Below are 21,291 nucleotides of genomic sequence, written 5' to 3'. Positions count from 1 at the left end.
GGTCCGAACCCGGCCCGACACCGCGGCCGGAGGCGTACGGTCCACCGACTGGCCCACAATGACCCGGTGAACGACCTCGCCCCCCTCCTCACCCCCGAAGGCCGCGCCCTCCTCGACGAGGTGCGCGACACCGACCCGGCGCACGAACTCGCCGTCGCGACCCGGCTGCGCCGCGAGCACCCCGCCGAACTGGTGTCGGCGGCGCTCGGCCAGGCGCGGCTGCGGCAGCGTGCGGTGGCGAAGTTCGGTGAGCGGGACGCGGCACGGATGTTCTTCACGCCCAACGGGGTCGAACAGTCGACCAGGGCGAGCGTCGCGGCGTACCGGGCGGAACGGTTCAGGGAGCTCGGTGTGACCTCCGTGGCCGATCTGTGCTGCGGGATCGGCGGGGACGCCATCGCGCTGGCCCGCGCCGGGATCCGGGTCCTGGCGGTGGACCGTGATCCGCTCACGGCGGCGGCGGCCCGGGCGAACGCCGACGCGCTGGGGCTCGCGGAGCTGATCGAGGTGCGTGAGGCGGACGTCACGGAGGTGGACACGGCCGGGTACGACGCCGTGTTCGTCGACCCGGCCCGACGGGGCGGGCGGGGCCGCATCTTCGACCCCGAGGCGTACTCGCCCCCGCTGTCCTGGGCGGTCGAGGCCGCCCGTACGGCGCCCCGCGCCGCCGCGCTCAAGGTGGCGCCGGGCATCCCGCACGAGGCCGTCCCCGGCGACGCGGAGGCCGAGTGGATCTCGGACGGCGGGGACGTGAAGGAGGCGGTGCTGTGGTTCGGCACCGGCCGGGAGAACCCGGTCCGCGCGACGCTGCTCCCGGGCCCGCACACCCTCGCGTCCCGCGGACTGCCCGACCCCGCCGTCCGCCCGCCCGGCCGGTACCTGTACGAGCCGGACGGCGCCGTGATCCGGTCCCATCTGGTCGCGGAGGCCGCCGCGGAACTCGACGGCGGGCTCATCGACGCGACCATCGCCTACATCACCGCGGACGAGCACCGCCCGACGCCGTACGCCGGCGCCTACGAGATCACCGACCGGCTCCCCTTCAACGTCAAGAAGCTGAAGGCGCTGCTGCGGGAGCGCGGCATCGGCACGCTGACCGTGAAGAAGCGCGGCTCGGCGGTCGAGCCGGAGGAGCTGCGCCGCAAGGTGCTGCCCAAGCCGGCGGGTTCCGGGTCCGTCACGGTCTTCCTGACCCGCGTCGCCGGCGCGCCGACGATGCTGCTGGGACACCCCGTGCGCTGACCGGGCCCGCCGGGCACCCGCCACGCTCATCAGGCCCGCCGGCCACCCCCACCGCACCGAGCAGGCCCGCCGGCCACTTCATCGCACTGACCCGCCACGCCCAACACGCCCGCCAGGCACCCCCGCCGCACCGATCAGGCGCCCTCCTCCGCCGCCCGGCGCAGCAGCAGGTCCCGTTCGGGTGCGTTGTGGGTCAGTGACGCCGCCCGTTCGAACTCCGCCCGTGCCTCCTCCCGGCGGCCGAGACGGGCCAGCAGGTCGCCGCGGACACTGGGCAGCAGGTGGTAGTCCCGGAGTGCCGGTACGTCGGTCAGGGCGTCGACGAGGGGCAGTGCGGCGGCGGGGCCCTCGGCCATGGAGACGGCGACCGCGCGGTTGAGTTCGACCACCGGGGAGGGGGCCCGGGCGGCGAGGAGGGCGTACAGGGTGGCGATGCGGGGCCAGTCGGTCTCCTCGTAGCGGTACGCGTGCGCGTGGCAGGCGGCGATGGCCGCCTGGAGCGCGTACGGGCCCGGGGCGCCGGCGGCGGTGGCCTCGGCGCGGGAGAGGGCGGTGACGCCGCGGGCGATGAGCATGCGGTTCCAGCGGGCGCGGTTCTGGTCCTTGAGGAGGACCGGTTCGCCGTCCGGGCCGGTGCGGGCGGCGGCGCGGGAGGACTGGAACTCCAGCAGTGCGGTGAGCCCGTGGACCTCGGGTTCCTTCGGCATCAGCGCGGACAGGACGCGGGCCAGCCGCAGCGCGTCCTCGCACAGCGCCGGGCGCAGCCAGTCGTCGCCGGCCGTGGCCGCGTACCCCTCGTTGAAGATCAGATAGATGACGTCCAGGACCGAGCCGAGGCGGGCCTCCCGGTCGGGTCCGTACGGCACCTCGAAGGCGACGTTCTTCTTGGCCAGGGTGCGTTTGGCGCGCACGATCCGCTGGGCCACCGTCGGTTCGGGCACGAGGAAGGCCCGGGCGATCTCCGCCGTGGTCAGGCCGCCGAGCAGCCGCAGGGTGAGGGCGGTGCGGGCCTCGGCGGACAGCACCGGGTGGCAGGCGGTGAAGACGAGACGCAGCAGGTCGTCGTCGATGTCGGCCGGGTCGGCAGGCTCCTCCGGCGGGGCCGTCACCATCGACTGGTCCCGGCCGATCTCGGCCAGCTTGCGGGCGTAGGTCTCGCGGCGGCGGACGAGGTCGACGGCGCGGTTGCGGGCGGTGGTGGTGAGCCAGGCGCCCGGGTTGTCGGGGACGCCGTCCGCCGGCCACCGCTCCAGCGCGGCGACCAGCGCGTCCTGCGCGAGTTCCTCGGCGATTCCGACGTCCCGGACGATCCGGGTGACGGCGGCGACGACGCGCGGGAACTCCATGCGGAACACGGTCTCGACGGTCGGGGCCGGGTCGTGGGGGCCGGCGGTGGGCTGTGGTGTCACAGCCCACCATCAGACACCCGTACGGCGACCGGGCCAAGGAGGATCTTCGGCGCGCGGGCCGGTCAGGCCTCCACGACCTCCCGGACCTCGCAGGTCACCGTCCAGTGCGGCTCGTGCACCTTCAGGAAGCGCTTGGTCCACTCGATCGCCTCGGCCTTGTCCTTGGCCTGCAGCATCGCGTAGCCGCCGATGACCTCCTTGGACTCGGTGAAGGGTCCGTCGGTCACCGACAGCCGGCCGCCCTCGTAGTGCACCCGGGTGCCCTGGGCGGTCGGGGTGAGTCCGGCGGTGTCCAGCAGGACCCCGGCCTTGGTCATCTCCTCGATCAGCTCGCCCATCCGCTGCATCAGCTCGGGGCTGGGTCCGCCTTCGGGGGCGTTGTTCTCGTCGATCCGGATCATGGAGAGATAGCGCGGCATGGTGACTCCTCGTGTGGTGCGGACCGGGTCGTTCCCGGTCTCTCACCCCTGCGTCGAACGAGCAGCCCAGGAATCGACACCCCCGCCGAAATTCTCTCGCGCCCACCGCGTCACTTCAGCGAGGCCCAGAGCTCCCGCGCCTCCGGTTCGTCGGCCACGACGCGGTTGGGGTCCCAGGGCGCGGGCCGCACCGGCATGGTCACGGTCGTCACAGCGGCGGACGTCAGACCCTTCAGGCTCTGTCCGAAGCGGGTCAGCTCGCCGAGCGAGTCCAGGCCGGTGTCGGTGGTGAGGCTGCCGGTGACGGCGTCGGCGACCTCGTACAGCTCGGCGGGACCGGTCAGCAGGTCCTGCTCCGCGATCTGTTCCAGCAGCGCCTTCACCAGCTGCTGCTGGAGCTCGATGCGGCCGAGGTCGCTGCCGTCGCCGATGTCGTAGCGGGTGCGGGCCAGCGCGAGCGCCTCGGTGCCGTCGAGGTGGTGGGTGCCGGCCGCCAGTGTGAGGTGGCTGCGGTCGTCGTCGATGTCCTCCTCCGTGGTGACGGTGACGCCGCCGAGCGCGTCGACCAGCCGGGCGAAGCCGGAGAAGTCGATCTCGATGTAGTGGTCCATCCGGACGTCCGTGAACGACTCGACGGTCTTCACCGCGCACACCGGACCGCCCACCTCGTAGGCGCTGTTGAACATCGCACCGGAGACCGGCCGCGTCGAACCCCCGTCGGGCAGCGGGCAGGCGGGCCGGTCGACGAGGGTGTCGCGCGGGATGCTGACCACGGTGGCGGCGGTCCGGCCGGGGTCCAGGTGGACGACCATGGCGGTGTCGGAGCGGGCGCCGCCGCTCTCACCTCCGCCGAGCGCCTGGTTCTCCTCGCCGCTGCGCGAGTCCGAGCCGAGCACCAGGATGTTCAGGGACCCGGTCGGCAGGGGCTCGGCGGTGGCCGACGGGTCCGGTGACGGGGCGGTCATGGGCTTGGCGGGGCGGTCGTCCCCCAGGGCGTTGTTGATGTCGACGCCGCGGATGTTGTCGTTGAGCTGCCAGTACGCCCAGCCGGCCGCTCCGGCGCCGAGGACGAGCAGGCCCGCCAGCGCGAGGCCGGTGATCTTCAGCACCCGCGTCCGCCGGCCGGTCCGTATGCCGGGGGTGTCGTCCCCTTCGCCGCCGGTCCCGCCGTCCCCTGCCCCGTCGCTCCCCTGATGTCCCGTCACAAGCAGGAACATAAGTCCGAATTATGACGAGCAACGACCACGGGACAGTTTTCTTGTGAAATTCTAAGACTTCAACCACCTGGGCACGGGCCGAAACTTTCGCCGCGCTCAGGCCTCGGCCGGCGCGGCCGTGCTGCTCCTGACCACCAGACTCGTCGCCAGCTCGACCCGGGTCGCGGCCGGGGTGTCGTCGCCCTTGCCGAGGTCGAGGACCAGCTTGGCCGCCGCCTCCGCCATCTCCGTCAGCGGCTGCCGTACGGTCGTCAGCGGCGGACCCACCCAGCGGGCCACCGGCAGGTCGTCGAACCCGACCACGCTCAGGTCCTCCGGGATCCGCAGCCCCAGCTCGCGCGCCGCCTCGTACAGCCCGAGCGCCTGGAGGTCGTTGCCGGCGAACACCGCGGTGGGCCGGTCCTCACGACGCAGCAGGGCGAGGCCCTGCCGGTAGCCGGCCTCGTGGTGGAAGTCGCCGGTCGCGATCAGCTCGGGGTCCACCGGGAGCCCGGCGGTCTCCAGGGCGGCCCGGTAGCCGTCGATACGGGCGCGGCTGCACATCATCCGGGAGGGTCCGCTGATCGCGCCGATCCGCGTGTGGCCCAGCTCGACCAGATGCCGGGTGGCGGCGAGTCCGCCCTGCCAGTTGGTCGCGCCGATGGAGGGCACGTCGGTGCCCGGGTCACCGGCCGGGTCCATGACGACGAACGGGATGGAACGGCTGGTCAGCAGGGCCCGACCGGACTCGTCGAGGCCGGACAGCACGAGGATCACGCCGTGCGGGCGGCGCGCGGCGACCTGGTCGGCCCAGGTGCGCCCCGGGGTGAGCCGCCCCGCGCTCTCGGAGAGCACGACGCTCAGTCCCGCGTCCCGGGCGACGTTCTCCACCCCCCGGATGACCTCCATCGCCCAGGCGCTCTCCAGTTCGTGGAAGACCAGGTCGATCAGGGGCGAGCGGGTGGCCTCGGCGCGGCGGCGCCGGTAGCCGTGGGCGCGCAGCAGTTCCTCGACCCGGCTGCGGGTGCCGGGGGCGACATCGGCACGACCGTTGAGGACCTTCGAAACAGTCGGTGCGGAGACGCCGGCCTCGCGCGCGATCTCGGCGAGCGTCGCGGTCTGCGTGCTGCGCGCTCGTGTCCGGGTTTCAGCGGGCTGCGGGGAAGTCATGGCGGCGATCGTATCCCTGCCGGACCTCCTGACGAAGACCTCAGCGCCTGCCGATTTCCCGGAACATTCGTTATGAACAACGAAACATTCGCCGTCTGCCCGTGGGATTGCGTGCCCCCAGGCGGCAGGAGCCGCCCGGTTTCAGCCGCTCCCCAGCGACTCGAACCGCCACCGGTGCACCGGACGGGTGATCAGCTCCTCGCCCGGCTCCGGAAGTTCGGGCAGGTCCGCGTCGTAGGGGGCGTCCCACCAGGTGATCACCAGAACGCGGTCCTGCGGGGCGCGGAAGGTCTCGCGGCGCAGGGGGCGGCGGGCGAGCTCCCGCGCCTGCTCCTCGGTCCAGGCCACCAGGTCCGCGCCCCGGCCGGGGACCGCGCGGGCCTCCCACATCAGTGCGACCGTCATGCGTACAGGTTCTCCTCGCCGACCTCATGGACGTGGTCGTGTCCGGGGACGTGGGGGTCCGTGACCGGCAGGGAGGAGTCGGCCGACAGGTCCCAGTCGGAGGCCGGGCGGCGCCGGGCGACCATTTCGGCACCCAGCGCGGCGACCATCGCCCCGTTGTCCGTGCACAGCTTCGGGCGGGGCACCCGCAGCCGGATGCCCGCCGCGTCGCAGCGCTCCTGGGCCAGCGCCCGCAGCCGGGAGTTGGCGGCGACCCCGCCGCCGATCATCAGATGGTCGACCCCCTCGTCCTTGCAGGCCCGCACGGCCTTGCGGGTGAGGACGTCCACGACCGCCTCCTGGAAGGACGCCGACACGTCGCGCACCGGCACCTCCTCGCCCGCCGCCCGCTTGGCCTCGATCCAGCGGGCCACGGCCGTCTTCAGGCCGGAGAAGGAGAAGTCGTACGCCGGGTCGCGGGGGCCGGTCAGTCCGCGCGGGAAGGCGATCGCGTCCGGGTCGCCCTCGCGGGCGTAGCGGTCGATCACCGGGCCGCCGGGGAAGCCGAGGTTCAGCACCCGGGCGATCTTGTCGAAGGCCTCGCCGGCCGCGTCGTCGATGGTCGCGCCGAGGGGGCGGACGTCGGAGGTGATGTCCGTGGAGAGCAGCAGGGAGGAGTGGCCGCCGGAGACCAGCAGGGCCATCGTCGGCTCGGGCAGGGCCCCGTGCTCCAGCTGGTCGACGCAGATGTGGGAGGCGAGGTGGTTCACGCCGTACAGGGGCTTGCCGAGGGCGTAGGCGTACGCCTTGGCCGCGGAGACGCCGACCAGCAGCGCCCCGGCGAGTCCGGGGCCGGCGGTGACGGCGATGCCGTCGAGGTCGCGGGCGCTGACGCCCGCCTCCTTCAGCGCGCGGTCGATGGTGGGGACCATCGCCTCCAGGTGGGCGCGGCTCGCCACCTCGGGGACGACGCCCCCGAAGCGGGCGTGCTCGTCGACGCTGGAGGCGACGGCGTCCGCCAGCAGGGTGGTCCCGCGCACGATGCCGACACCGGTCTCGTCGCAGGAGGTCTCGATCCCCAGTACCAGAGGTTCGTCAGCCATGGATGTCGGTTCCTTGTACGCCGTTGCCGTCGACGGGGTGCGCCGGGTTCACAGAGGTGGACGGGTCGGTCAGCCGCATCACCAGGGCGTCCACGTTTCCCGGCTGGTAGTAGCCGCGCCTGACCCCGATGACCTCGAAGCCGAAGCGCTCGTAGAGCTTCTGGGCCCGGACGTTGTCGATCCGGCACTCCAGCATCACCTCCGCGCACTCGAACGCGGTCGCCGCCCGTAGCAGTTCGGTCAGCAGGCGCGAGCCGAGGCCGGTGCCCCAGTGGTCCCGGGTGACGGCGATGGTCTGGATGTCGGCACCGGCGGTGGAGCCGTCGTCGGACTCCGCACCGGAGGTGGTGAGCCCGGCGTAGCCGACGATCCGGTCGCCCTCCTGGGCGACGACGTAGCGCCGGGTGGCCCCGGGCCCGCGCGCATGGGCCAGCTCGGACCAGAACATCCCGCGCGACCAGGCGTCCTCGGGGAACAGGTCCCGCTCCAGCTCCAGCACGGAGTCGATGTCCCACCAGCGCATCTCGCGCAGCACGGCAGTGTCGGTTCCCGTCACTTGGGGGTGACCACCTTGTAGTTCTTGGGGACCTGGGCGTCGGGCCGGCGCAGATACAGCGGCCGGGGCGCGGGCAGTTCCGCACCGGCGGCGAGCCGCTGCGCGGCCAGCCGGGCCAGGGCGGCGGCGGACACGTGCTGGGGCTCGTGCGCCTGGGGGAAGGTGTCCGGGTACAGCAGCGCGCCGGCGCCGACCGCGGGCAGGCCCGCGACCTGCCCGGCGATGTCGGCGGGCCGGTCCACGGCGGGCTCGGTGAGACGGGTGCGGGAGTCGGCGTAACGCGCCCAGTAGACCTCTTTGCGGCGGGCGTCGGTCGCCACGACGAAGGGGCCCTCCAGGTCGGCCGCGTAGGCGAGACCGTCCAGCGTGCACAGACCGTGCACGGGGACACCGAGCGCGAGCCCGAAGGTGTCCGCGGTCATCAGACCGACCCGCAGCCCGGTGTAGGGGCCGGGCCCGATGCCGACGACGATGCCGGTGACGGCGTCCAGCCGCAGGCCGGCCTCGGCGAGGACCCGGTCGATCGCCGGGAGGAGCAGTTCGCCGTGCCGGCGGGCGTCCACCTGGCTCGACGAGGCGATGACGTCGTCTCCGTCGTGCAGCGCGACGGTGACGGCTGGGGTGGCGGTATCCAGAGCGAGCAAGAGCACGCAAACAGCCTACGGCTCCCGCGCCCCGGCCACGGCCGCACCGGCCGGACGGTCACGGACTGCTACCGTCCGTCCACGTATGTACATAACGGAGCAGAGCGGGACAGAGGTGACGGCGGTGGCAGGCACCAGCTCGATGATCGTGGCGGGGCTGACCGCGGCGGCCCTCGCGACGATCGGCTACCTCGGCCACCAGGCGGCGGTGACCGTCCCGCCCGAGCTGCGCCGCCCGGCGGCCGGGGCCGCGGGAACCGTGCGCAAGGCGTTCCCGGACCAGGAGCGCCCCGCCGCGCTGCCCGCCCGGTCGGGGACGGGCAAGCGGGTCGTGTACTCCCTGGACGCCGACCGGGTCTGGCTGGTGGATGAAGGGGGCGAGGTGCGGCGCTCCTTCGGGGTCAGCCCCAGCACGGTGGACCCGGCGCCGGGCTCCTACCGGGTGACCTCCCGCTCCGGGGAGGTCACCGGATCGGACGGTGTCCCCGTCGAGCACGTCGTGCGGTTCGCCAGTGTCGAAGGCACGGCGATCGGGTTCAGCGCGGCCGTGGACGGCTCCGCACCGGTGCTCGACCCCGGGGAGCGAACGGGCGGCATCCGCGAGACCCGTGCGGACGGTGCGGCGATGTGGACGTTCGCGACGATCGGGCGGACGGTCGTCGTCGTGCCGTGAGACGGGGCTACGCCGCCTCGCGGTGGCCGCGCACCTGCCCGGAGTGCGGGGGCTCGGGGGCGCGGGGCGGCGTGGAGACCGCCGCGGCCGCGGCGCACGCGGCGAGCAGATCGCGCATGGGCACCTGGGGAAGCGACTGCGGCTGCGCCGTGGACTCACGGGAGTTCTGGGGGGCCGGCATGGACGCCTCCTGTGGGCCGGGGGCGGACGTAGTTAGGTAGACCTAACCACGAACTGGATACCATGTGACCACGCCGGAGACCCCGAAGGCAACACTTTGCCGACGTCTTGTCGGAACGTACGCCGCGGCGGTCTCCGGCGACCGGCCCGGCGGCCGGAACCGCCCGTCAGGCCGACAGGGCGCTCAGGCCGGTCCCCGCCCAGCGCTCGCCCAGGCCGGTCACGGTCACCCGCCGCACCTCGTCCGTGGTGTCGCCGACCGCCCGGTGGATGACGATCTGGAGGCGGTCGTCGGTCAGCTCCTCGACCTTGCCCTCGCCCCACTCCACGGCGATCACCGACTCCGGCAGCGAGACGTCGAGGTCCAGGTCCTCCATCTCGTCCAGCCCGCCGGAGAGCCGGTACGCGTCGACGTGGACCAGCGGGGGCCCGTCCCCCAGCGACGGGTGCACGCGGGCGATCACGAACGTCGGCGAGGTGACCGCGCCCCGTACGCCGAGCCCCTCGCCCAGCCCCCGGGTCAGCGTCGTCTTGCCGGCGCCGAGTTCGCCCGAGAGCAGCAGGAGGTCACCCGCCCGCAGCAGTTTGGCGAGCCGGCGCCCCAGTTCGCGCATCTGCTCGGGGGAGGTGACGGTCAGCTCGACGGAGGGCGCGGCCGGCCGCGGTTCAGCCGGGTTGTGCGGTGCTGCTTCCATAGCCACCCACGGTAGCCGCAGCGGGCACCGCACCCGCGCGGGCGAGCAGGTCGGCGAGGCGGTCGGTGACCACCTCCGGGTGCTCCAGCATCACCAGGTGCCCGGCGTCCGGCACCAGCACCAGCTCCGCGTCGGGGAGCAGACCGGCGATCTCCTCACTGTGCTCGCTGGGCGTGACCAGGTCCTGCACCCCCGACAGCACCAGCACCGGCAGTCCGGCGAAGTGGGCGAGGGCCTCCGTCTTGTCGTGGTCGTTGAACGCCGGGTAGTACTCGGCGACCACGTCGATCGGCGTGCCCTCGATCATCCGCTCGGCGAACCGGGCGACGGCGGGATCCACGTCACGGGACGCGAACGAGTACCGCTTGATGACCCCGGCGAACAGGTCCGCGGTGGCCCGGCGCCCCTTCTCCACCAGCTCGGCGCGCTGTCCCAACGCCTTCAGCACACCCGGCAGCACCCGCCGCACCGCGTTGACGCCGGCCACCGGCAGGCCGAAGTTGACCTCCCCGAGCCGCCCGGAGGACGTACCGACCAGGGCGACGCCCACGCACCGCTCCCGGATCAGCTCCGGGTACTGGTCGGCGAGGGCCATCACCGTCATGCCGCCCATGGAGTGACCGACCAGCACGACGGGCCCCTCGGGCGCCGCCGCGTCGATGACGGCCTTCAGATCGCGCCCCAGCTGCTCGATGGTGACCGGCTCGCCGCGCTCCGCCTGCGCCGCGCCCCGAGCCGAACGGCCGTGGCTGCGCTGGTCCCAGTACACGGCCCGTACGACGCCCCGCAGCGCGGCCCGCTGGAAGTGCCAGGAGTCCTGGTTGAGGCAGTAGCCGTGACTGAAGACGACGGTGACCGGGGCCGGGGCCTTGCGGCCGAACAGCCGGCGGCGCCGCGCGGGCGTCGCCTCCGGGTCGGGGTCGGCGTCGTCGACCTCGTAGTACAGCTCCGTGCCGTCGTCGGCGTACGCCCTGCCGGGGGTGCCGCGCAGGGAGCCGTACGGTCCGGCGGAGTCCAGGGCGAGCCTGGCCTTCTTCCGCATGCCCCGGCCGACCGTCATCCGCTCTATGGCGACCCCCGCGGCGGCTCCGGTGGCGAGCACGCCTATCGCGACGCCGGCGACACCGGTGGCCCGGCGCCAGCCACTGCGGGACACCTCGGCCGCGGAGGCGGCGGCCCCCGCGATGCTCTCGCTCACGTACCGCTCCCCTCGTGTGCGTCATCGACATGGACGCGCGGAACGCGGGATCCGATCCGGGTGACGATCTCGTACGCGATGGTCCCGGCCGCCTGCGCCCAGTCCTCGGCGGTGGGCTCGCCGCGGTCGCCGGGGCCGAAGAGGACGGCCTCGGCGCCCGGCCCCGGGTCGTCACCACCCAGGTCGACGACGAACTGGTCCATGGCGACCCGCCCCGCGACCGTGCGCCACTTGCCCTCGACGAGGACCGGCCCGGTGGAGGAGGCGTGGCGCGGGATGCCGTCCGCGTAGCCGAGCGGCACCAGGCCGAGGGTGGTCGCGCCGGGGGTGACGTAGTGGTGGCCGTAGCTGACGCCGTGGCCTTCGGGAACACGCTTCACCAGCGCGAGCGAGGCGGCGAGGGTCATCACCGGGCGCAGTCCGAAGTCGGCGGGGGTGCCGATCTCGGGGCTGGGCGAGACGCCGTACATCGCGATGCCGGGACGCACGAGGTCGAAGTGGCTCTCGGGGAGGGTGAGGGTGGCGGGCGAGTTGGCGATGTGACGCACCTCGGGGTCGACGCCCTGCCGCTCCGCGTACGCCACCATCTCCCGGAAGCGGGTCAGCTGGGCGGTGATGGAGGGGTGCCCCGGCTCGTCGGCACAGGCGAAGTGGGACCACAGGCCGGTGATCCGCAGCAGTCCCGCGGCTTCGGCGCGCAGCGCGCCCGCGACCAGCTCCGCCCAGTCGCCGGGCTGGCAGCCGCCGCGGCCGAGCCCGGTGTCGGCCTTGAGCTGCACCCGCGCGGGCCGGCCCGCCAGACGCGCCGCCCGGGTGACCTCGTCCAGCGCCCACAGGCCGCTCAGGGACACGTCGATCCCGGCCTCGACCGCCTCCCGCCAGGGTCCCCCGGGCGTCCACAGCCAGCACATGATCCGTACGTCGTCCGGCAGCCCGGCCCCGGGCGCACGCAGCGCGAGCGCCTCCTGCGGGGTGGCGGTGCCCAGCCAGGCGGCCCCGGCCTCGACGGCCGCCCGGGCGCACGCGACGGCGCCGTGCCCGTACCCGTCGGCCTTGACGACGGCCATGAAGGCGGCACCGGGCGCACGCTCCCGCAGTGCCCGCACATTGGCCCGCACGGCTGCCAGATCGATCTCGGCACGGGCCCGCACTGTCTCGTTCATCGGCCCCAGTCTCTCAGAGCCCTCCACCGCGCCTTCTCGTCCGTCACCACCAGCCCCTCCGGCGCTCCAACCCAGCCCCTCCGGCGTTCGAGGAGCGGGGTCTGGGGCGGAGCCCCAGGTCGGGACGGGAAGGGGCGGCGGGGGCGAAGAAACCGCCGCGCTCACGCACCGCACCCACCGCCGCGCTCACGCACCGCCCCTCACCCCCGCACCACACTCCGCCACGCCCCCACGATCCCCGACGCCACATCCTGCGCCCCCACCGGCGCCCCGTCCGCCCGCAGCCGCCCCGCCAGCCCGTGCAGATACGCCGCCACACTCCCCGCGTCCAGCGCCGACAGCCCCGCAGCCAGCAGCGACCCCCCGAGCCCCGACAGCACATCCCCGCTGCCCGCCGTGGCCAGCCACGACGTCCCCGTCGGATTCACCCGCACGGGCCCCCCGCCGACACCGGCCACCAGGGTCGTGGACCCCTTCAGCAGCACCGTCGCCGAGTACCGCCCCGCCAGCTCCCGCACCGCGGACAGCCGCCCGCCCTCGACCTCCTCCCGCTCCACACCGAGCAGCGCGGCGGCCTCCCCCGCGTGCGGGGTCATCAGCGTCGGCGCACGGCGCGCCCGTACCGCCGCCGCGTCCGCCAGCCGCAGCCCGTCCGCGTCGATCAGCACGGGCACGTCCGCCGCGAGCACCTCCGCGACCGTCGCCGCGTCGTCCCCGGCGCCGGGGCCGACCACCCAGGCCTGCACCCGCCCCGCGTGCTTCGGGCCCCGGTCCGACACGAGGGTCTCGGGAAAGCGCGCGATCACGGCCTGCCCGGCCGGACCGACGTACCGCACGGCCCCCGCACCGCCCCGCAGCGCGCCCGCCACCGCGAGCACCGCGGCACCCGGATAGCGGGCGGATCCGGCGGCGATGCCGACCACACCCCGCCGGTACTTGTCGCTCTCCGCGGCCGGCACCGGCAGCAGCCGGGCCACGTCCGCGTGCTGCAACGCCTCCAGCTCCGGCTCCCGCGGGAGCGCCAGCCCGATGTCGACCAGCCGCACCGACCCGGCGTACTCCCGCGCCGGATCGATCAGCAGCCCCGGTTTGTGCGTCCCGAAGGTCACCGTGAGATCCGCGCGGACCGCCCTGCCCCGTACCTCCCCGCTGTCGGCGTCGACCCCGCTGGGCAGATCGACGGCGACCACGGCCGCCCGCCCCCGTTCGGCGGCCTCGGCGAGCGGCACGGCCGCCGGGCGCAGCCCGCCCTTGCCGCCGATCCCGACGATGCCGTCGACGACGAGATCCGCCCGTTCGACCAGGTCCTCGGCGCCGTCCGAGCCCGTGACCCGGCCCCCGGCCCGGCGCAGCGCCTCGAGCCCGCCTGCGTGGGCCCGCCCCGGCGTGAGCAGCACCGCGCTCACTCCCGCGCCGCGCCGGGCCAGCCGAGCGCCGGCGTACAGGGCGTCGCCGCCGTTGTCCCCGCTGCCGACCAGCAGCACGACCCTGCTGCCGTACACCCGCCCCAGCACATCCGCGCAGGCCGCGGCGAGTCCGGCGGCGGCGCGTTGCATCAGCGCCCCCTCCGGCAGCCGTGCCATCAGTTCCCGCTCCGCCGTCCTGACCGTCTCCACGCTGTACGCAGTCCGCATGGGTCCGAGTCTCCCGTACGGGCGGGGCCGGATCCCGTATCGGCGGAGCCGTCCGCTTGACGCATTGCCATGCCCTTGCCAAACTCTCCGCCCCCCCACCGGATGAATCGATTCAGTCGAATCGGTTCGACGACGGAAGCAGAGGACCCATGGGACGCAGAGCCGCACTCCTCGCAGCAGCGGGCGCCACCGCGCTCCTCACCGCCGCCGGCACGCTGACGGCCCCCGCGACGGCTGCCGCCGCCGCGACCACGACCGCCGCCCCGGCTCCCGCCCGCGCCGCGGCCTGCGGTGACGGCTCGTACCAGGCCGAGGCGGTACGCAACGGCAGCACCTGGACCGCCCGGCGCGGCAGCAGCACGGTCTACACCGGCGGCGACATGCGCGCGGCCGTCCAGGCGGCCATCGGCAGCCTGTCCCCCGGCCGCACCAGCAAGGAACGGGTCGTGGTCCGCGGCTCGGGCTCCCTCTCCGCCGGTTCCCGCATCTCCCTGCCGAGCTACACGGTCCTCGACGTCTGCGGCACCATCGACGTCACCGGCAGCGGCTCCGGCGACCAGGCCCCGGTCTACTCCCGCGGCACCCGGGACATCGAGGTGCAGCACCTCAATGTCACCGGCGCCCCGCTGTACGGCATCTTCCTGCGCAACGTGCAGAACGTGGTCCTCGGCCAGATCGACATGCGCCTGTCGCGCGGCCTCGGCGTCCGCATCGACAACCGCGGCGACACCGGTCAGTGGACGCGCAACGTGCGCATCGACAACGTGTACGTCTCCGGCGCGTCCAGCCATGCCGTGGAGACGTACGGCGTCGACGGGCTGACCATCGGCACGGTGACCGCCCGCAACGTCGGCGAGTCGGGCCTGCTGCTGAACCAGACCGTCAACGCGACGGTCGCCAAGGTGGACGCGGAGAACGCCGGCTCCGGCACCGGGTACGCGGCCTTCCGCATGGCCAACCGCAACGGCCGCATCGGCAGCTCCTACGCCACCAACATCCGCGTCGGCGAGGTCGTCGCGCGCGGCGGCGGACGCGGCGTGTTCTGCGTCTCGGAGAGCGGCGGCGCGACGATCGACAGGATCACGCTCTCCGACACCGGCAACAACGCGATCCTGATCGAGAACTGCTACAACGTCACCCTCGCCGCCCAGAGCGGCACGGTCACCGGCGGCGGCGAGATCCGTCTCGCGGCGCGCTCGGAGTTCCCGAACAACCGGGACATCACCGTCCAGAACCTCACGGTGACCAACTCCTCGATCCGCGAGAGCCCCTGCGGCGAGAACACGACGTTCCGCAACAACCGTCTGGTGAACAGCAGCCAGTCGGTCTGCTGACGGAGACGGGGTGCGGCTCACCGAGCCGCACCCCGTGCGTACGTCCTGCGCGTGCCGTCTCAGGTCGTGCTGAGCATCCCCGCCCGCAGCCGCTTCAGCGTGCGGGAGAGCAGGCGCGACACGTGCATCTGGGAGCAGCCCAGCCGCTCACCGATCTCCGCCTGCGTCAGCTCCTCCACGAACCGCCAGTGGACGATCTTGCGCTCGCGCTCGTCCAGGTCGGCGATCATCGGGGCGAGCGCGTGGAAGTCCTCGACCAGTCCCAGCGCGGCGTCCTCGGTGCCGATGAAGTCCGCGAGCACGCTCTCGCCGTCCGGCTCGCTGCCGATGGCGGCGTCCAGCGAGGCGGAGTTGTAGCCGTTGGAGGCGATGCGGGCCTCGTTGACCTCTTCCTCGGTCAGGCTCATCAGCTGCGCGAGCTCGGCGGTCGTGGGCGTACGGCCCAGCCGGCTGCGCAGTTCCTCGGTGGCGCGGGCGAGCTGCACCCGGGCCTCCTGAAGCCGGCGCGGCACATGCACGGACCACGAGGTGTCCCGGAAGAACCGCTTGATCTCGCCGACGATGTAGGGGATGGCGAAGGAGGTGAACTCCACCTCGCGGGAGAGCTCGAACCGGTCGATCGCCTTGATCAGCCCGATCATGCCGACCTGGACGATGTCCTCCATCTCCTCCGGCCCGCGGCTGCGGAACCGGCCCGCCGCGTAGCGGACGAGGGACATGTTCATCTCGATCAGCGTGTTGCGCGCGTACTGGTACTCGTGCGTGCCCTCTTCCAGCTCGGTCAGACGGCGGAAGAACTGCTTGGACAGCTCTCGTGCGTCCTGCGGCGCGACCTGGCCGGGTTCGGCGACCTCCGGCAGCTCGGTCACGCTCTGAGCTCGGTCGGTCCGCGCCATCGTCGACGTCACAGTCACCCCTCCTCGTGGATCGGCCCCGCTCCGGGCACCGGCTACTCGCGTTTACCCCCGTCCGGCCGATACACGCACAGAAAATTACCGACGGCGGTTCCGTACCAAGCGTACGAGGGTGAAGACGATGGTGAGCACGGCGGCCACGACGAGAAACACATCACCCCATACCGGCACATCCACCCCGACCCCGGGGAAGGCGGACACCGGTCTCACCCTTCCGCGACGACGACCGCCGAGGCCACCCCGGCGTCGTGACTGAGCGACACGTGCCAGGACCGTACGCCCAGTTCCGCGGCGCGGGCGGCGACCGTCCCCTTGACCCGCAGGCGCGGCTGCCCGCTGTCCTCGCACCACACCTCGGCGTCGGTCCAGTACAGCCCCGCGGGCGCCCCGAGCGCCTTGGCCAGCGCCTCCTTGGCGGCGAACCGCGCGGCGAGGGAGGCGACACCGCGCCGCTCACCGCTGGGCAGCAGCAGTTCGCTGTCCAGGAAGAGCCGCCGGGCCAGTCCGGGCGTCCGCTGCAAGGACGCCGCGAAACGCTCGACCTCGGCCACGTCGATCCCGACTCCGATGATGCTCATGGGCAAACCCTACGGCGCCCCGCCGGACCGGCCCCGCGAAACCCCTACAGGGTGTCGCCGAGCCCGACGCATTTGCGCTGCTGCGCAATGGGCTCCACGGAACCGTTCAGCTCGACGAGGATGCCGCCGACGTCCTGTCGCGGGCCGTCGTAGGTGACCTCCACCGCCGGGGAGCGCCCGTAGGTGGTGAGCACGCTCACCCCGTCCGCCTTCAGCCGGCCCTCGTCCAGCACCCAGTCGACGCCGTCGGCCGTCACACAGAGGTTCACGTTGGGCTGGAGTTCGGCGACCCCGCAGCGGAGCACCAGCGAGCGGTCGCCCCAGGAGGCGACACCGTCCCCGAGGGCCCAGTCCCGCGACCGGCCGCCGGCCTTCTCGGGCAGCCGGTCCACGACGTCGGAACACTCCGTCTCCCCGCCCCGCGGCGCGGAGTCGATCCGGTGGGAGTCCACCACCAGGAAGGCGGACACCAGAGCCGCCGCGGCAAGCCCGGCCACCGCCACCCGCATCGGGGTGAACGCCCTGCGCAGACTCCGCCGACGCGGTTCCCGCGTCTCTTCCCGTTCCGCCTGTTCCACGGCCCCATCCTTCACCACCGTGTCCCGCGGCCGCACACCCGCCCCCGCCCGGGCCCCGGCGTGACCGCCGCCTACTCCACCGTCACCGACTTGGCCAGGTTGCGCGGCTGGTCCACCTCGTTGCCCCGGGCGGTCGCCAGCTCGCACGCGAACACCTGCAACGGCACCGTCGCCACCAGCGGCTGGAGCAGCGTCGGGGTCACCGGGATCCGGACCAGGTGATCCGCGTACGGCACCACCGCCTCGTCGCCCTCCTCCGCGATGACGATCGTCCGCGCACCGCGCGCCCGGATCTCCTGGATGTTGGAGACGATCTTGTCGTGGAGGACGGACCGGCCCCTCGGCGACGGGACGACCACCACCACCGGCAGATCGTCCTCGACCAGCGCGATCGGCCCGTGCTTCAGCTCGCCCGCCGCGAAGCCCTCCGCGTGCATGTAGGCGAGCTCCTTCAGCTTCAGCGCCCCTTCCAGCGCCACCGGGTAGCCCACGTGCCGGCCCAGGAACAGCACGGTGTTCTTCCCCGCCAGCGACCGGGCCAGTTCCCGCACCGGTTCCATGGTCTCCAGCACCCGGTCCACCGCACCGGCGATGGACGACAGGTCCCGCACCACCGCGCGGATCTCGTCGGCCCACTTGGTGCCCCGCACCTGGCCCAGGTACAGGGCGACCAGATAGCAGGCAACCAGCTGGGTCAGGAACGCCTTGGTCGAGGCGACCGCGACCTCCGGCCCGGCGTGCGTGTACAGCACCGCGTCCGACTCGCGCGGGATCGTGGAGCCGTTGGTGTTGCAGATCGCCAGGACGTGCGCGCCCTGCTCGCGGGCGTGCCGCAGCGCCATCAGCGTGTCCATGGTCTCGCCGGACTGCGAGATGGCGATGACCAGGGTCTGCTGGTCGAGGATCGGGTCCCGGTAGCGGAACTCGCTCGCCAGCTCCACCTCGCACGGGATCCGCGTCCAGTGCTCGATGGCGTACTTGGCGATCAGCCCGGCGTGGAAGGCCGTACCGCAGGCGACGATGACGACCTTGTCGGCCTCGCGCAGCACCCCCGCCGGAATCCGGACCTCGTCCAGCGTCAGCGAACCCGACCCGTCGATGCGGCCCAGCAGGGTGTCGGCGACCGCCTTCGGCTGCTCGGCGATCTCCTTGAGCATGAAGGAGGCGTAGCCGTCCTTCTCGGCGGCGGAGGCGTCCCAGTCGACGTGGTACTCGCGGACGTCGGCCGCGGCGCCGTCGAAGCCGGTGACGGTGACCGCGTCCCGGCGCAGCTCGACCACCTGGTCCTGGCCCAGCTCGATCGCCTCACGGGTGTGCGCGATGAAGGCGGCGACGTCGGAGGCGAGGAACGCCTCCCCGTCGCCCACGCCCACCACCAGCGGCGAGTTGCGGCGCGCGCCGACGACCACGTCCGGCTCGTCGGCGTGCACGGCGACCAGGGTGAAGGCGCCCTCCAGCCGCCGGCACACCAGCCGCATCGCCTCGGCGAGGTCGGCGCAGGCGGAGAACTCCTCGGCCAGCAGATGGGCGACGACCTCGGTGTCCGTCTCGGAGCGCAGCTCGTGACCGCGCTCGGCCAGTTCCTCACGCAGGGCGGCGAAGTTCTCGATGATGCCGTTGTGGACGACGGCGACCCGGCCCGCGGTGTCGATGTGAGGATGGGCGTTGGCATCGGTCGGACCGCCGTGCGTGGCCCAGCGGGTGTGTCCGATCGCGGTCGTCCCGGCCGGCAGCGGCCGGTCGGCCAGCTCCTTCTCCAGATTGACCAGCTTCCCGGCCTTCTTCGCCGTGGCCAGTCCCCCGTCGGCCTGTACGGCGACGCCCGCCGAGTCGTAGCCCCGGTACTCCAGTCGCTTCAGTCCGGCCGTCACGACGTCCAGCGCCGACTGCGGCCCCACGTATCCCACGATTCCGCACATGCCCGGCAGCCTACGGTCCGTCAGCAGCCGGAAAGGGCCGCTGCGTGCCCGAAATCGGAAATTCCCACCGGTGCACGAGGCACCGGTGGGAAGGGAACGCGGGGAGCGTCAGCCGAGCTTGCTCAGCTGGGCGGCGACGACGTCCGCCGGGACGTCGAAGTCCTCGCCGGTGGCCATGGCGGCCAGGTTCACGGCGCTGAAGGAGGCCAGGGTGGAGCCCTTGCGCACCACGACGATCTTGTTCGGCGCCTTGACGCCCTCGTCGGCGGCCACGGTCAGGGTGATCGCGGTGCCCTCGTCGCCACCCTCGGGCGCGGCGGTGGTGGCGACCTCGACGACCTCGGCCTCCTCACCGACGACGGTGGCCTTGAAGCCGCCCGCGCACTTCTCGGCGGCGGTCGCCAGACCCTTCATCGCCTGCGCGGCGCCCTCGCCCTCGTAGGAGGCGAGGTTGATCAGCATCTTGTCCACGTCGAGGGAGGCCAGCAGGGCGTCCTCCGGCTTCGTGCCGGCAGAGGGCTTCACGGGCTCACCCGTCCAGGAGCGCTTCACGGTCGCGGCGGGCTCGCCCTGGGCCACGCCGGCCTGCGCGTGGGCCAGCGGGAGACAGGCGGCATCGTCCGACGTCACCTGGTCCTTGGCGATGTCGTCCGTCGCCGGGAGCTTGGTGGCGACCTTGCCGCTCTTGACGTCCGCCTGGGCGAGCGCGGCCTTCTCCAGCTCGGCGGCGGTGGCTGCCTTGCCCACCGGCGCGGCGGAGGCGGTCGAGTCGGCCTTGCCCTTGCCCTCGTCGGCCTTGTTCTCCTCGGAGCCACCGCAGGCGGTGACGAGCAGGGCGAGCGCGGCGGCGGAGGCGGCGAGCGCGGTACGGCGGACGGCGGTGGTTCTCACGTGGGAGCTCTTTCTCGAAGGCGCGGAGGGATCCGCAGCGCACTGCGCGCACTGTAAACGGATCCCACACACAGCCACCGCACAGTTGATCATCGAATGATCACCCGGTATGCGACCGTGACAACCGCGTGATCATGGACGACTACGGGCGACCGCCGTACGTGACGCAGCCCACCTGTCGCCCCGTTCGAACTCCGTTAACAATGGACTGTGATCTCTCCGGTCTCCTCGATGCCCCGGAGCGCCCACCGGCAGCGGCCGGAGGCGACTCCCTACGTCGACCTCACCCGCGCCGAGTGGAGCGCGCTGCGCGACAAGACCCCGCTGCCGCTGTCGGCGGCCGAGGTCGAACGGCTGCGCGGCCTCGGCGACGTCATCGACCTCGACGAGGTGCGGGACATCTACCTGCCGCTCTCCCGGCTGCTCAACCTCTACGTCGGCGCCACCGACGGCCTGCGGGGCGCGCTGAACACCTTCCTCGGCGAACAGGGCTCCCAGTCGGGCACGCCCTTCGTCATAGGGGTCGCGGGTTCCGTGGCCGTCGGCAAGTCCACGGTGGCCCGGCTGCTGCGCGCCCTGCTGTCCCGCTGGCCGGAGCACCCGCGCGTGGAGCTGGTCACCACGGACGGGTTCCTGCTGCCGACCAAGGAGCTCCAGGAACGCGGTCTGATGTCGCGCAAGGGATTCCCCGAGTCCTACGACCGCCGGGCGCTCACCCGTTTCGTCGCCGACATCAAGGCGGGCAAGGCCGAGGTCACGGCCCCCGTCTACTCCCACCTCATCTACGACATCGTCCCCGGCGAGAAGCTCACCGTGCGCCGCCCGGACATCCTGATCGTCGAAGGGCTCAACGTCCTCCAGCCGGCTCTGCCCGGCCAGGACGGCCGGACCCGCGTGGGGCTCGCCGACTACTTCGACTTCAGCGTCTACGTCGACGCCCGCACGGAGGACATCGAGCGCTGGTACCTGCACCGCTTCAAGCGGCTGCGTGAGACCGCGTTCCAGGACCCCTCCTCGTACTTCCGCAAGTACACCCAGGTGTCCGAGGAGGAGGCGCTCGACTACGCGCGCACGATGTGGCGCACCATCAACAAGCCGAACCTGGTGGAGAACATCGCGCCCACGCGGGGCCGGGCCACTCTGGTCCTGCGCAAGGGCCCCGACCACAAGGTCCAGCGCCTCAGCTTGCGCAAGCTGTAGGCGGCGGTGCGGGCGGGTTTGCGGTGCCGGTGCTTGCAGGTACCCGGCGTGGGTGTGGGCCGGGGGTGTCTGCGCAGCCCGGCGTCGGCGGGGTGCCGTCGCGCCCACCCGTGCCGCCCTGCGGCACGACTGCCCGCGGAAGCGGCGGAGAGCCGCCGGTCTGCGGGAGGGGACGGGACGGGGGTGTTCGCCCGCAGTGGCTGGCGCGTCC

At 73.1% G+C, this 21,291-nt stretch carries 22 protein-coding genes; 4 read left to right on the top strand and 18 right to left on the bottom strand.

Translation table 11 applies throughout. The features are described from left to right. Nucleotides 1–66: 66 nt before the first annotated feature. Nucleotides 67–1,242 (top strand): THUMP-like domain-containing protein, encoded by a 1,176-nt coding sequence (locus ACZ44S_RS34040; protein WP_466936239.1) that lies wholly within the window; start codon nt 67–69, stop codon nt 1,240–1,242. A gap of 134 nt (nt 1,243–1,376) precedes the next feature. Here the strand turns inward: ACZ44S_RS34040 and ACZ44S_RS34035 are convergent, their stop codons facing one another. From ACZ44S_RS34035 to tsaB, 8 genes are all read right to left on the bottom strand, one after another. Beyond that, nucleotides 1,377–2,651 carry an RNA polymerase sigma factor gene (locus ACZ44S_RS34035; protein WP_466936236.1) on the bottom strand — a complete coding sequence of 425 codons (1,275 nt, stop codon included), beginning with the start codon at nt 2,649–2,651 and terminating at the stop codon, nt 1,377–1,379. A 62-nt stretch (nt 2,652–2,713) separates the two neighbouring features. Further along, nucleotides 2,714–3,070, bottom strand: a complete 357-nt coding sequence (locus tag ACZ44S_RS34030) for a YciI family protein (protein WP_466936233.1) — start codon at nt 3,068–3,070, stop codon at nt 2,714–2,716. A gap of 110 nt (nt 3,071–3,180) precedes the next feature. Next, on the bottom strand, nt 3,181–4,287 hold the full coding sequence (locus ACZ44S_RS34025; RefSeq protein ID WP_466936231.1) for an LCP family protein: 1,107 nt from the start codon (nt 4,285–4,287) through the stop codon (nt 3,181–3,183). Nucleotides 4,288–4,383: 96 nt separating this feature from the next. Beyond that, on the bottom strand, nt 4,384–5,436 hold the full coding sequence (locus ACZ44S_RS34020) for a LacI family DNA-binding transcriptional regulator (protein WP_466936228.1): 1,053 nt from the start codon (nt 5,434–5,436) through the stop codon (nt 4,384–4,386). Nucleotides 5,437–5,577: 141 nt separating this feature from the next. Continuing rightward, nucleotides 5,578–5,841, bottom strand: coding sequence for a hypothetical protein (locus ACZ44S_RS34015; RefSeq protein ID WP_466936225.1), 264 nt, complete (start codon nt 5,839–5,841; stop codon nt 5,578–5,580). Further along, nucleotides 5,838–6,923 carry a tRNA (adenosine(37)-N6)-threonylcarbamoyltransferase complex transferase subunit TsaD gene (gene tsaD, locus ACZ44S_RS34010; RefSeq protein WP_466936222.1) on the bottom strand — a complete coding sequence of 362 codons (1,086 nt, stop codon included), beginning with the start codon at nt 6,921–6,923 and terminating at the stop codon, nt 5,838–5,840. Before tsaD ends, ACZ44S_RS34015 begins: the two co-directional genes overlap by 4 nt. Then, nucleotides 6,916–7,479 (bottom strand): ribosomal protein S18-alanine N-acetyltransferase, encoded by a 564-nt coding sequence (rimI, locus tag ACZ44S_RS34005; RefSeq protein ID WP_466936219.1) that lies wholly within the window; start codon nt 7,477–7,479, stop codon nt 6,916–6,918. Before rimI ends, tsaD begins: the two co-directional genes overlap by 8 nt. Then, nucleotides 7,476–8,129 carry a tRNA (adenosine(37)-N6)-threonylcarbamoyltransferase complex dimerization subunit type 1 TsaB gene (tsaB, locus tag ACZ44S_RS34000; protein WP_466936216.1) on the bottom strand — a complete coding sequence of 218 codons (654 nt, stop codon included), beginning with the start codon at nt 8,127–8,129 and terminating at the stop codon, nt 7,476–7,478. Before tsaB ends, rimI begins: the two co-directional genes overlap by 4 nt. Before the next feature lie 118 nt (nt 8,130–8,247). Here tsaB and ACZ44S_RS33995 point away from each other — a divergent pair, with 118 nt between their 5' ends. Then, the gene (locus ACZ44S_RS33995) at nt 8,248–8,796 is read left to right on the top strand and encodes a hypothetical protein (RefSeq protein ID WP_466936213.1); all 549 of its coding nucleotides are present in this window, start codon (nt 8,248–8,250) and stop codon (nt 8,794–8,796) included. Nucleotides 8,797–8,803: 7 nt separating this feature from the next. Here the strand turns inward: ACZ44S_RS33995 and ACZ44S_RS33990 are convergent, their stop codons facing one another. The 5 genes from ACZ44S_RS33990 to ACZ44S_RS33970 all read right to left on the bottom strand — a co-directional run bounded on the left by ACZ44S_RS33990 (nt 8,804) and on the right by ACZ44S_RS33970 (nt 13,666). After that, entirely contained in the window at nt 8,804–8,977 is a 174-nt protein-coding gene (locus ACZ44S_RS33990; protein ID WP_466936210.1) for a hypothetical protein, read from the bottom strand. A gap of 166 nt (nt 8,978–9,143) precedes the next feature. Further along, nucleotides 9,144–9,671, bottom strand: a complete 528-nt coding sequence (gene tsaE, locus ACZ44S_RS33985) for a tRNA (adenosine(37)-N6)-threonylcarbamoyltransferase complex ATPase subunit type 1 TsaE (RefSeq protein WP_466936208.1) — start codon at nt 9,669–9,671, stop codon at nt 9,144–9,146. Continuing rightward, nucleotides 9,643–10,869 (bottom strand): alpha/beta fold hydrolase, encoded by a 1,227-nt coding sequence (locus ACZ44S_RS33980; RefSeq protein WP_466936205.1) that lies wholly within the window; start codon nt 10,867–10,869, stop codon nt 9,643–9,645. Before ACZ44S_RS33980 ends, tsaE begins: the two co-directional genes overlap by 29 nt. Next, entirely contained in the window at nt 10,866–12,032 is a 1,167-nt protein-coding gene (alr, locus tag ACZ44S_RS33975) for an alanine racemase (RefSeq protein ID WP_466936202.1), read from the bottom strand. Before alr ends, ACZ44S_RS33980 begins: the two co-directional genes overlap by 4 nt. A gap of 200 nt (nt 12,033–12,232) precedes the next feature. Beyond that, the gene (locus tag ACZ44S_RS33970; protein ID WP_466936198.1) at nt 12,233–13,666 is read right to left on the bottom strand and encodes an NAD(P)H-hydrate dehydratase; all 1,434 of its coding nucleotides are present in this window, start codon (nt 13,664–13,666) and stop codon (nt 12,233–12,235) included. 149 nt (nt 13,667–13,815) lie between these two features. Here ACZ44S_RS33970 and ACZ44S_RS33965 point away from each other — a divergent pair, with 149 nt between their 5' ends. Continuing rightward, nucleotides 13,816–15,000, top strand: a complete 1,185-nt coding sequence (locus ACZ44S_RS33965; RefSeq protein ID WP_466936195.1) for a hypothetical protein — start codon at nt 13,816–13,818, stop codon at nt 14,998–15,000. A 59-nt stretch (nt 15,001–15,059) separates the two neighbouring features. Here the strand turns inward: ACZ44S_RS33965 and ACZ44S_RS33960 are convergent, their stop codons facing one another. The 5 genes from ACZ44S_RS33960 to ACZ44S_RS33940 form a co-directional block, all read right to left on the bottom strand. After that, nucleotides 15,060–15,896 carry an RNA polymerase sigma factor SigF gene (locus tag ACZ44S_RS33960; RefSeq protein WP_466936347.1) on the bottom strand — a complete coding sequence of 279 codons (837 nt, stop codon included), beginning with the start codon at nt 15,894–15,896 and terminating at the stop codon, nt 15,060–15,062. A 224-nt stretch (nt 15,897–16,120) separates the two neighbouring features. Beyond that, on the bottom strand, nt 16,121–16,492 hold the full coding sequence (locus tag ACZ44S_RS33955) for a holo-ACP synthase (protein WP_466936192.1): 372 nt from the start codon (nt 16,490–16,492) through the stop codon (nt 16,121–16,123). A 44-nt stretch (nt 16,493–16,536) separates the two neighbouring features. Next, entirely contained in the window at nt 16,537–17,070 is a 534-nt protein-coding gene (locus ACZ44S_RS33950) for a DUF3515 family protein (RefSeq protein ID WP_466936189.1), read from the bottom strand. Nucleotides 17,071–17,141: 71 nt separating this feature from the next. Further along, nucleotides 17,142–18,989 (bottom strand): glutamine--fructose-6-phosphate transaminase (isomerizing), encoded by a 1,848-nt coding sequence (glmS, locus tag ACZ44S_RS33945; RefSeq protein ID WP_466936186.1) that lies wholly within the window; start codon nt 18,987–18,989, stop codon nt 17,142–17,144. Between the two features lie 108 nt (nt 18,990–19,097). Next, nucleotides 19,098–19,880, bottom strand: a complete 783-nt coding sequence (locus tag ACZ44S_RS33940; RefSeq protein ID WP_466936183.1) for a hypothetical protein — start codon at nt 19,878–19,880, stop codon at nt 19,098–19,100. Between the two features lie 231 nt (nt 19,881–20,111). On the opposite strand from ACZ44S_RS33940, the gene coaA reads away from it, so the two are divergent. Next, the gene (gene coaA, locus ACZ44S_RS33935; protein ID WP_466936180.1) at nt 20,112–21,080 is read left to right on the top strand and encodes a type I pantothenate kinase; all 969 of its coding nucleotides are present in this window, start codon (nt 20,112–20,114) and stop codon (nt 21,078–21,080) included. Nucleotides 21,081–21,291: the final 211 nt, after the last annotated feature.

This window comes from Streptomyces malachitofuscus, from assembly GCF_055571035.1.
Note: the sequence above shows the minus strand (reverse complement) of the source record. Positions and strands in the feature narration are given on the sequence as shown.

What these genes read in the sequence shown, in the direction of transcription:
- ACZ44S_RS34025 (WP_466936231.1), bottom strand. Translation starts at nt 4,287, where the DNA reads ATGTTCCTGCTTGTGACGGGACATCAGGGGAGCGACGGGGCAGGGGAC.
- ACZ44S_RS34030 (WP_466936233.1), bottom strand. Translation starts at nt 3,070, where the DNA reads ATGCCGCGCTATCTCTCCATGATCCGGATCGACGAGAACAACGCCCCC.
- tsaE (WP_466936208.1), bottom strand. Translation starts at nt 9,671, where the DNA reads ATGGAAGCAGCACCGCACAACCCGGCTGAACCGCGGCCGGCCGCGCCC.
- ACZ44S_RS33960 (WP_466936347.1), bottom strand. Translation starts at nt 15,896, where the DNA reads ATGGCGCGGACCGACCGAGCTCAGAGCGTGACCGAGCTGCCGGAGGTC.
- coaA (WP_466936180.1), top strand. Translation starts at nt 20,112, where the DNA reads ATGCCCCGGAGCGCCCACCGGCAGCGGCCGGAGGCGACTCCCTACGTC.
- ACZ44S_RS33970 (WP_466936198.1), bottom strand. Translation starts at nt 13,666, where the DNA reads ATGCGGACTGCGTACAGCGTGGAGACGGTCAGGACGGCGGAGCGGGAA.
- ACZ44S_RS34015 (WP_466936225.1), bottom strand. Translation starts at nt 5,841, where the DNA reads ATGACGGTCGCACTGATGTGGGAGGCCCGCGCGGTCCCCGGCCGGGGC.
- ACZ44S_RS33965 (WP_466936195.1), top strand. Translation starts at nt 13,816, where the DNA reads ATGGGACGCAGAGCCGCACTCCTCGCAGCAGCGGGCGCCACCGCGCTC.
- alr (WP_466936202.1), bottom strand. Translation starts at nt 12,032, where the DNA reads ATGAACGAGACAGTGCGGGCCCGTGCCGAGATCGATCTGGCAGCCGTG.
- glmS (WP_466936186.1), bottom strand. Translation starts at nt 18,989, where the DNA reads ATGTGCGGAATCGTGGGATACGTGGGGCCGCAGTCGGCGCTGGACGTC.
- ACZ44S_RS34020 (WP_466936228.1), bottom strand. Translation starts at nt 5,436, where the DNA reads ATGACTTCCCCGCAGCCCGCTGAAACCCGGACACGAGCGCGCAGCACG.
- tsaD (WP_466936222.1), bottom strand. Translation starts at nt 6,923, where the DNA reads ATGGCTGACGAACCTCTGGTACTGGGGATCGAGACCTCCTGCGACGAG.
- ACZ44S_RS33990 (WP_466936210.1), bottom strand. Translation starts at nt 8,977, where the DNA reads ATGCCGGCCCCCCAGAACTCCCGTGAGTCCACGGCGCAGCCGCAGTCG.
- ACZ44S_RS33955 (WP_466936192.1), bottom strand. Translation starts at nt 16,492, where the DNA reads ATGAGCATCATCGGAGTCGGGATCGACGTGGCCGAGGTCGAGCGTTTC.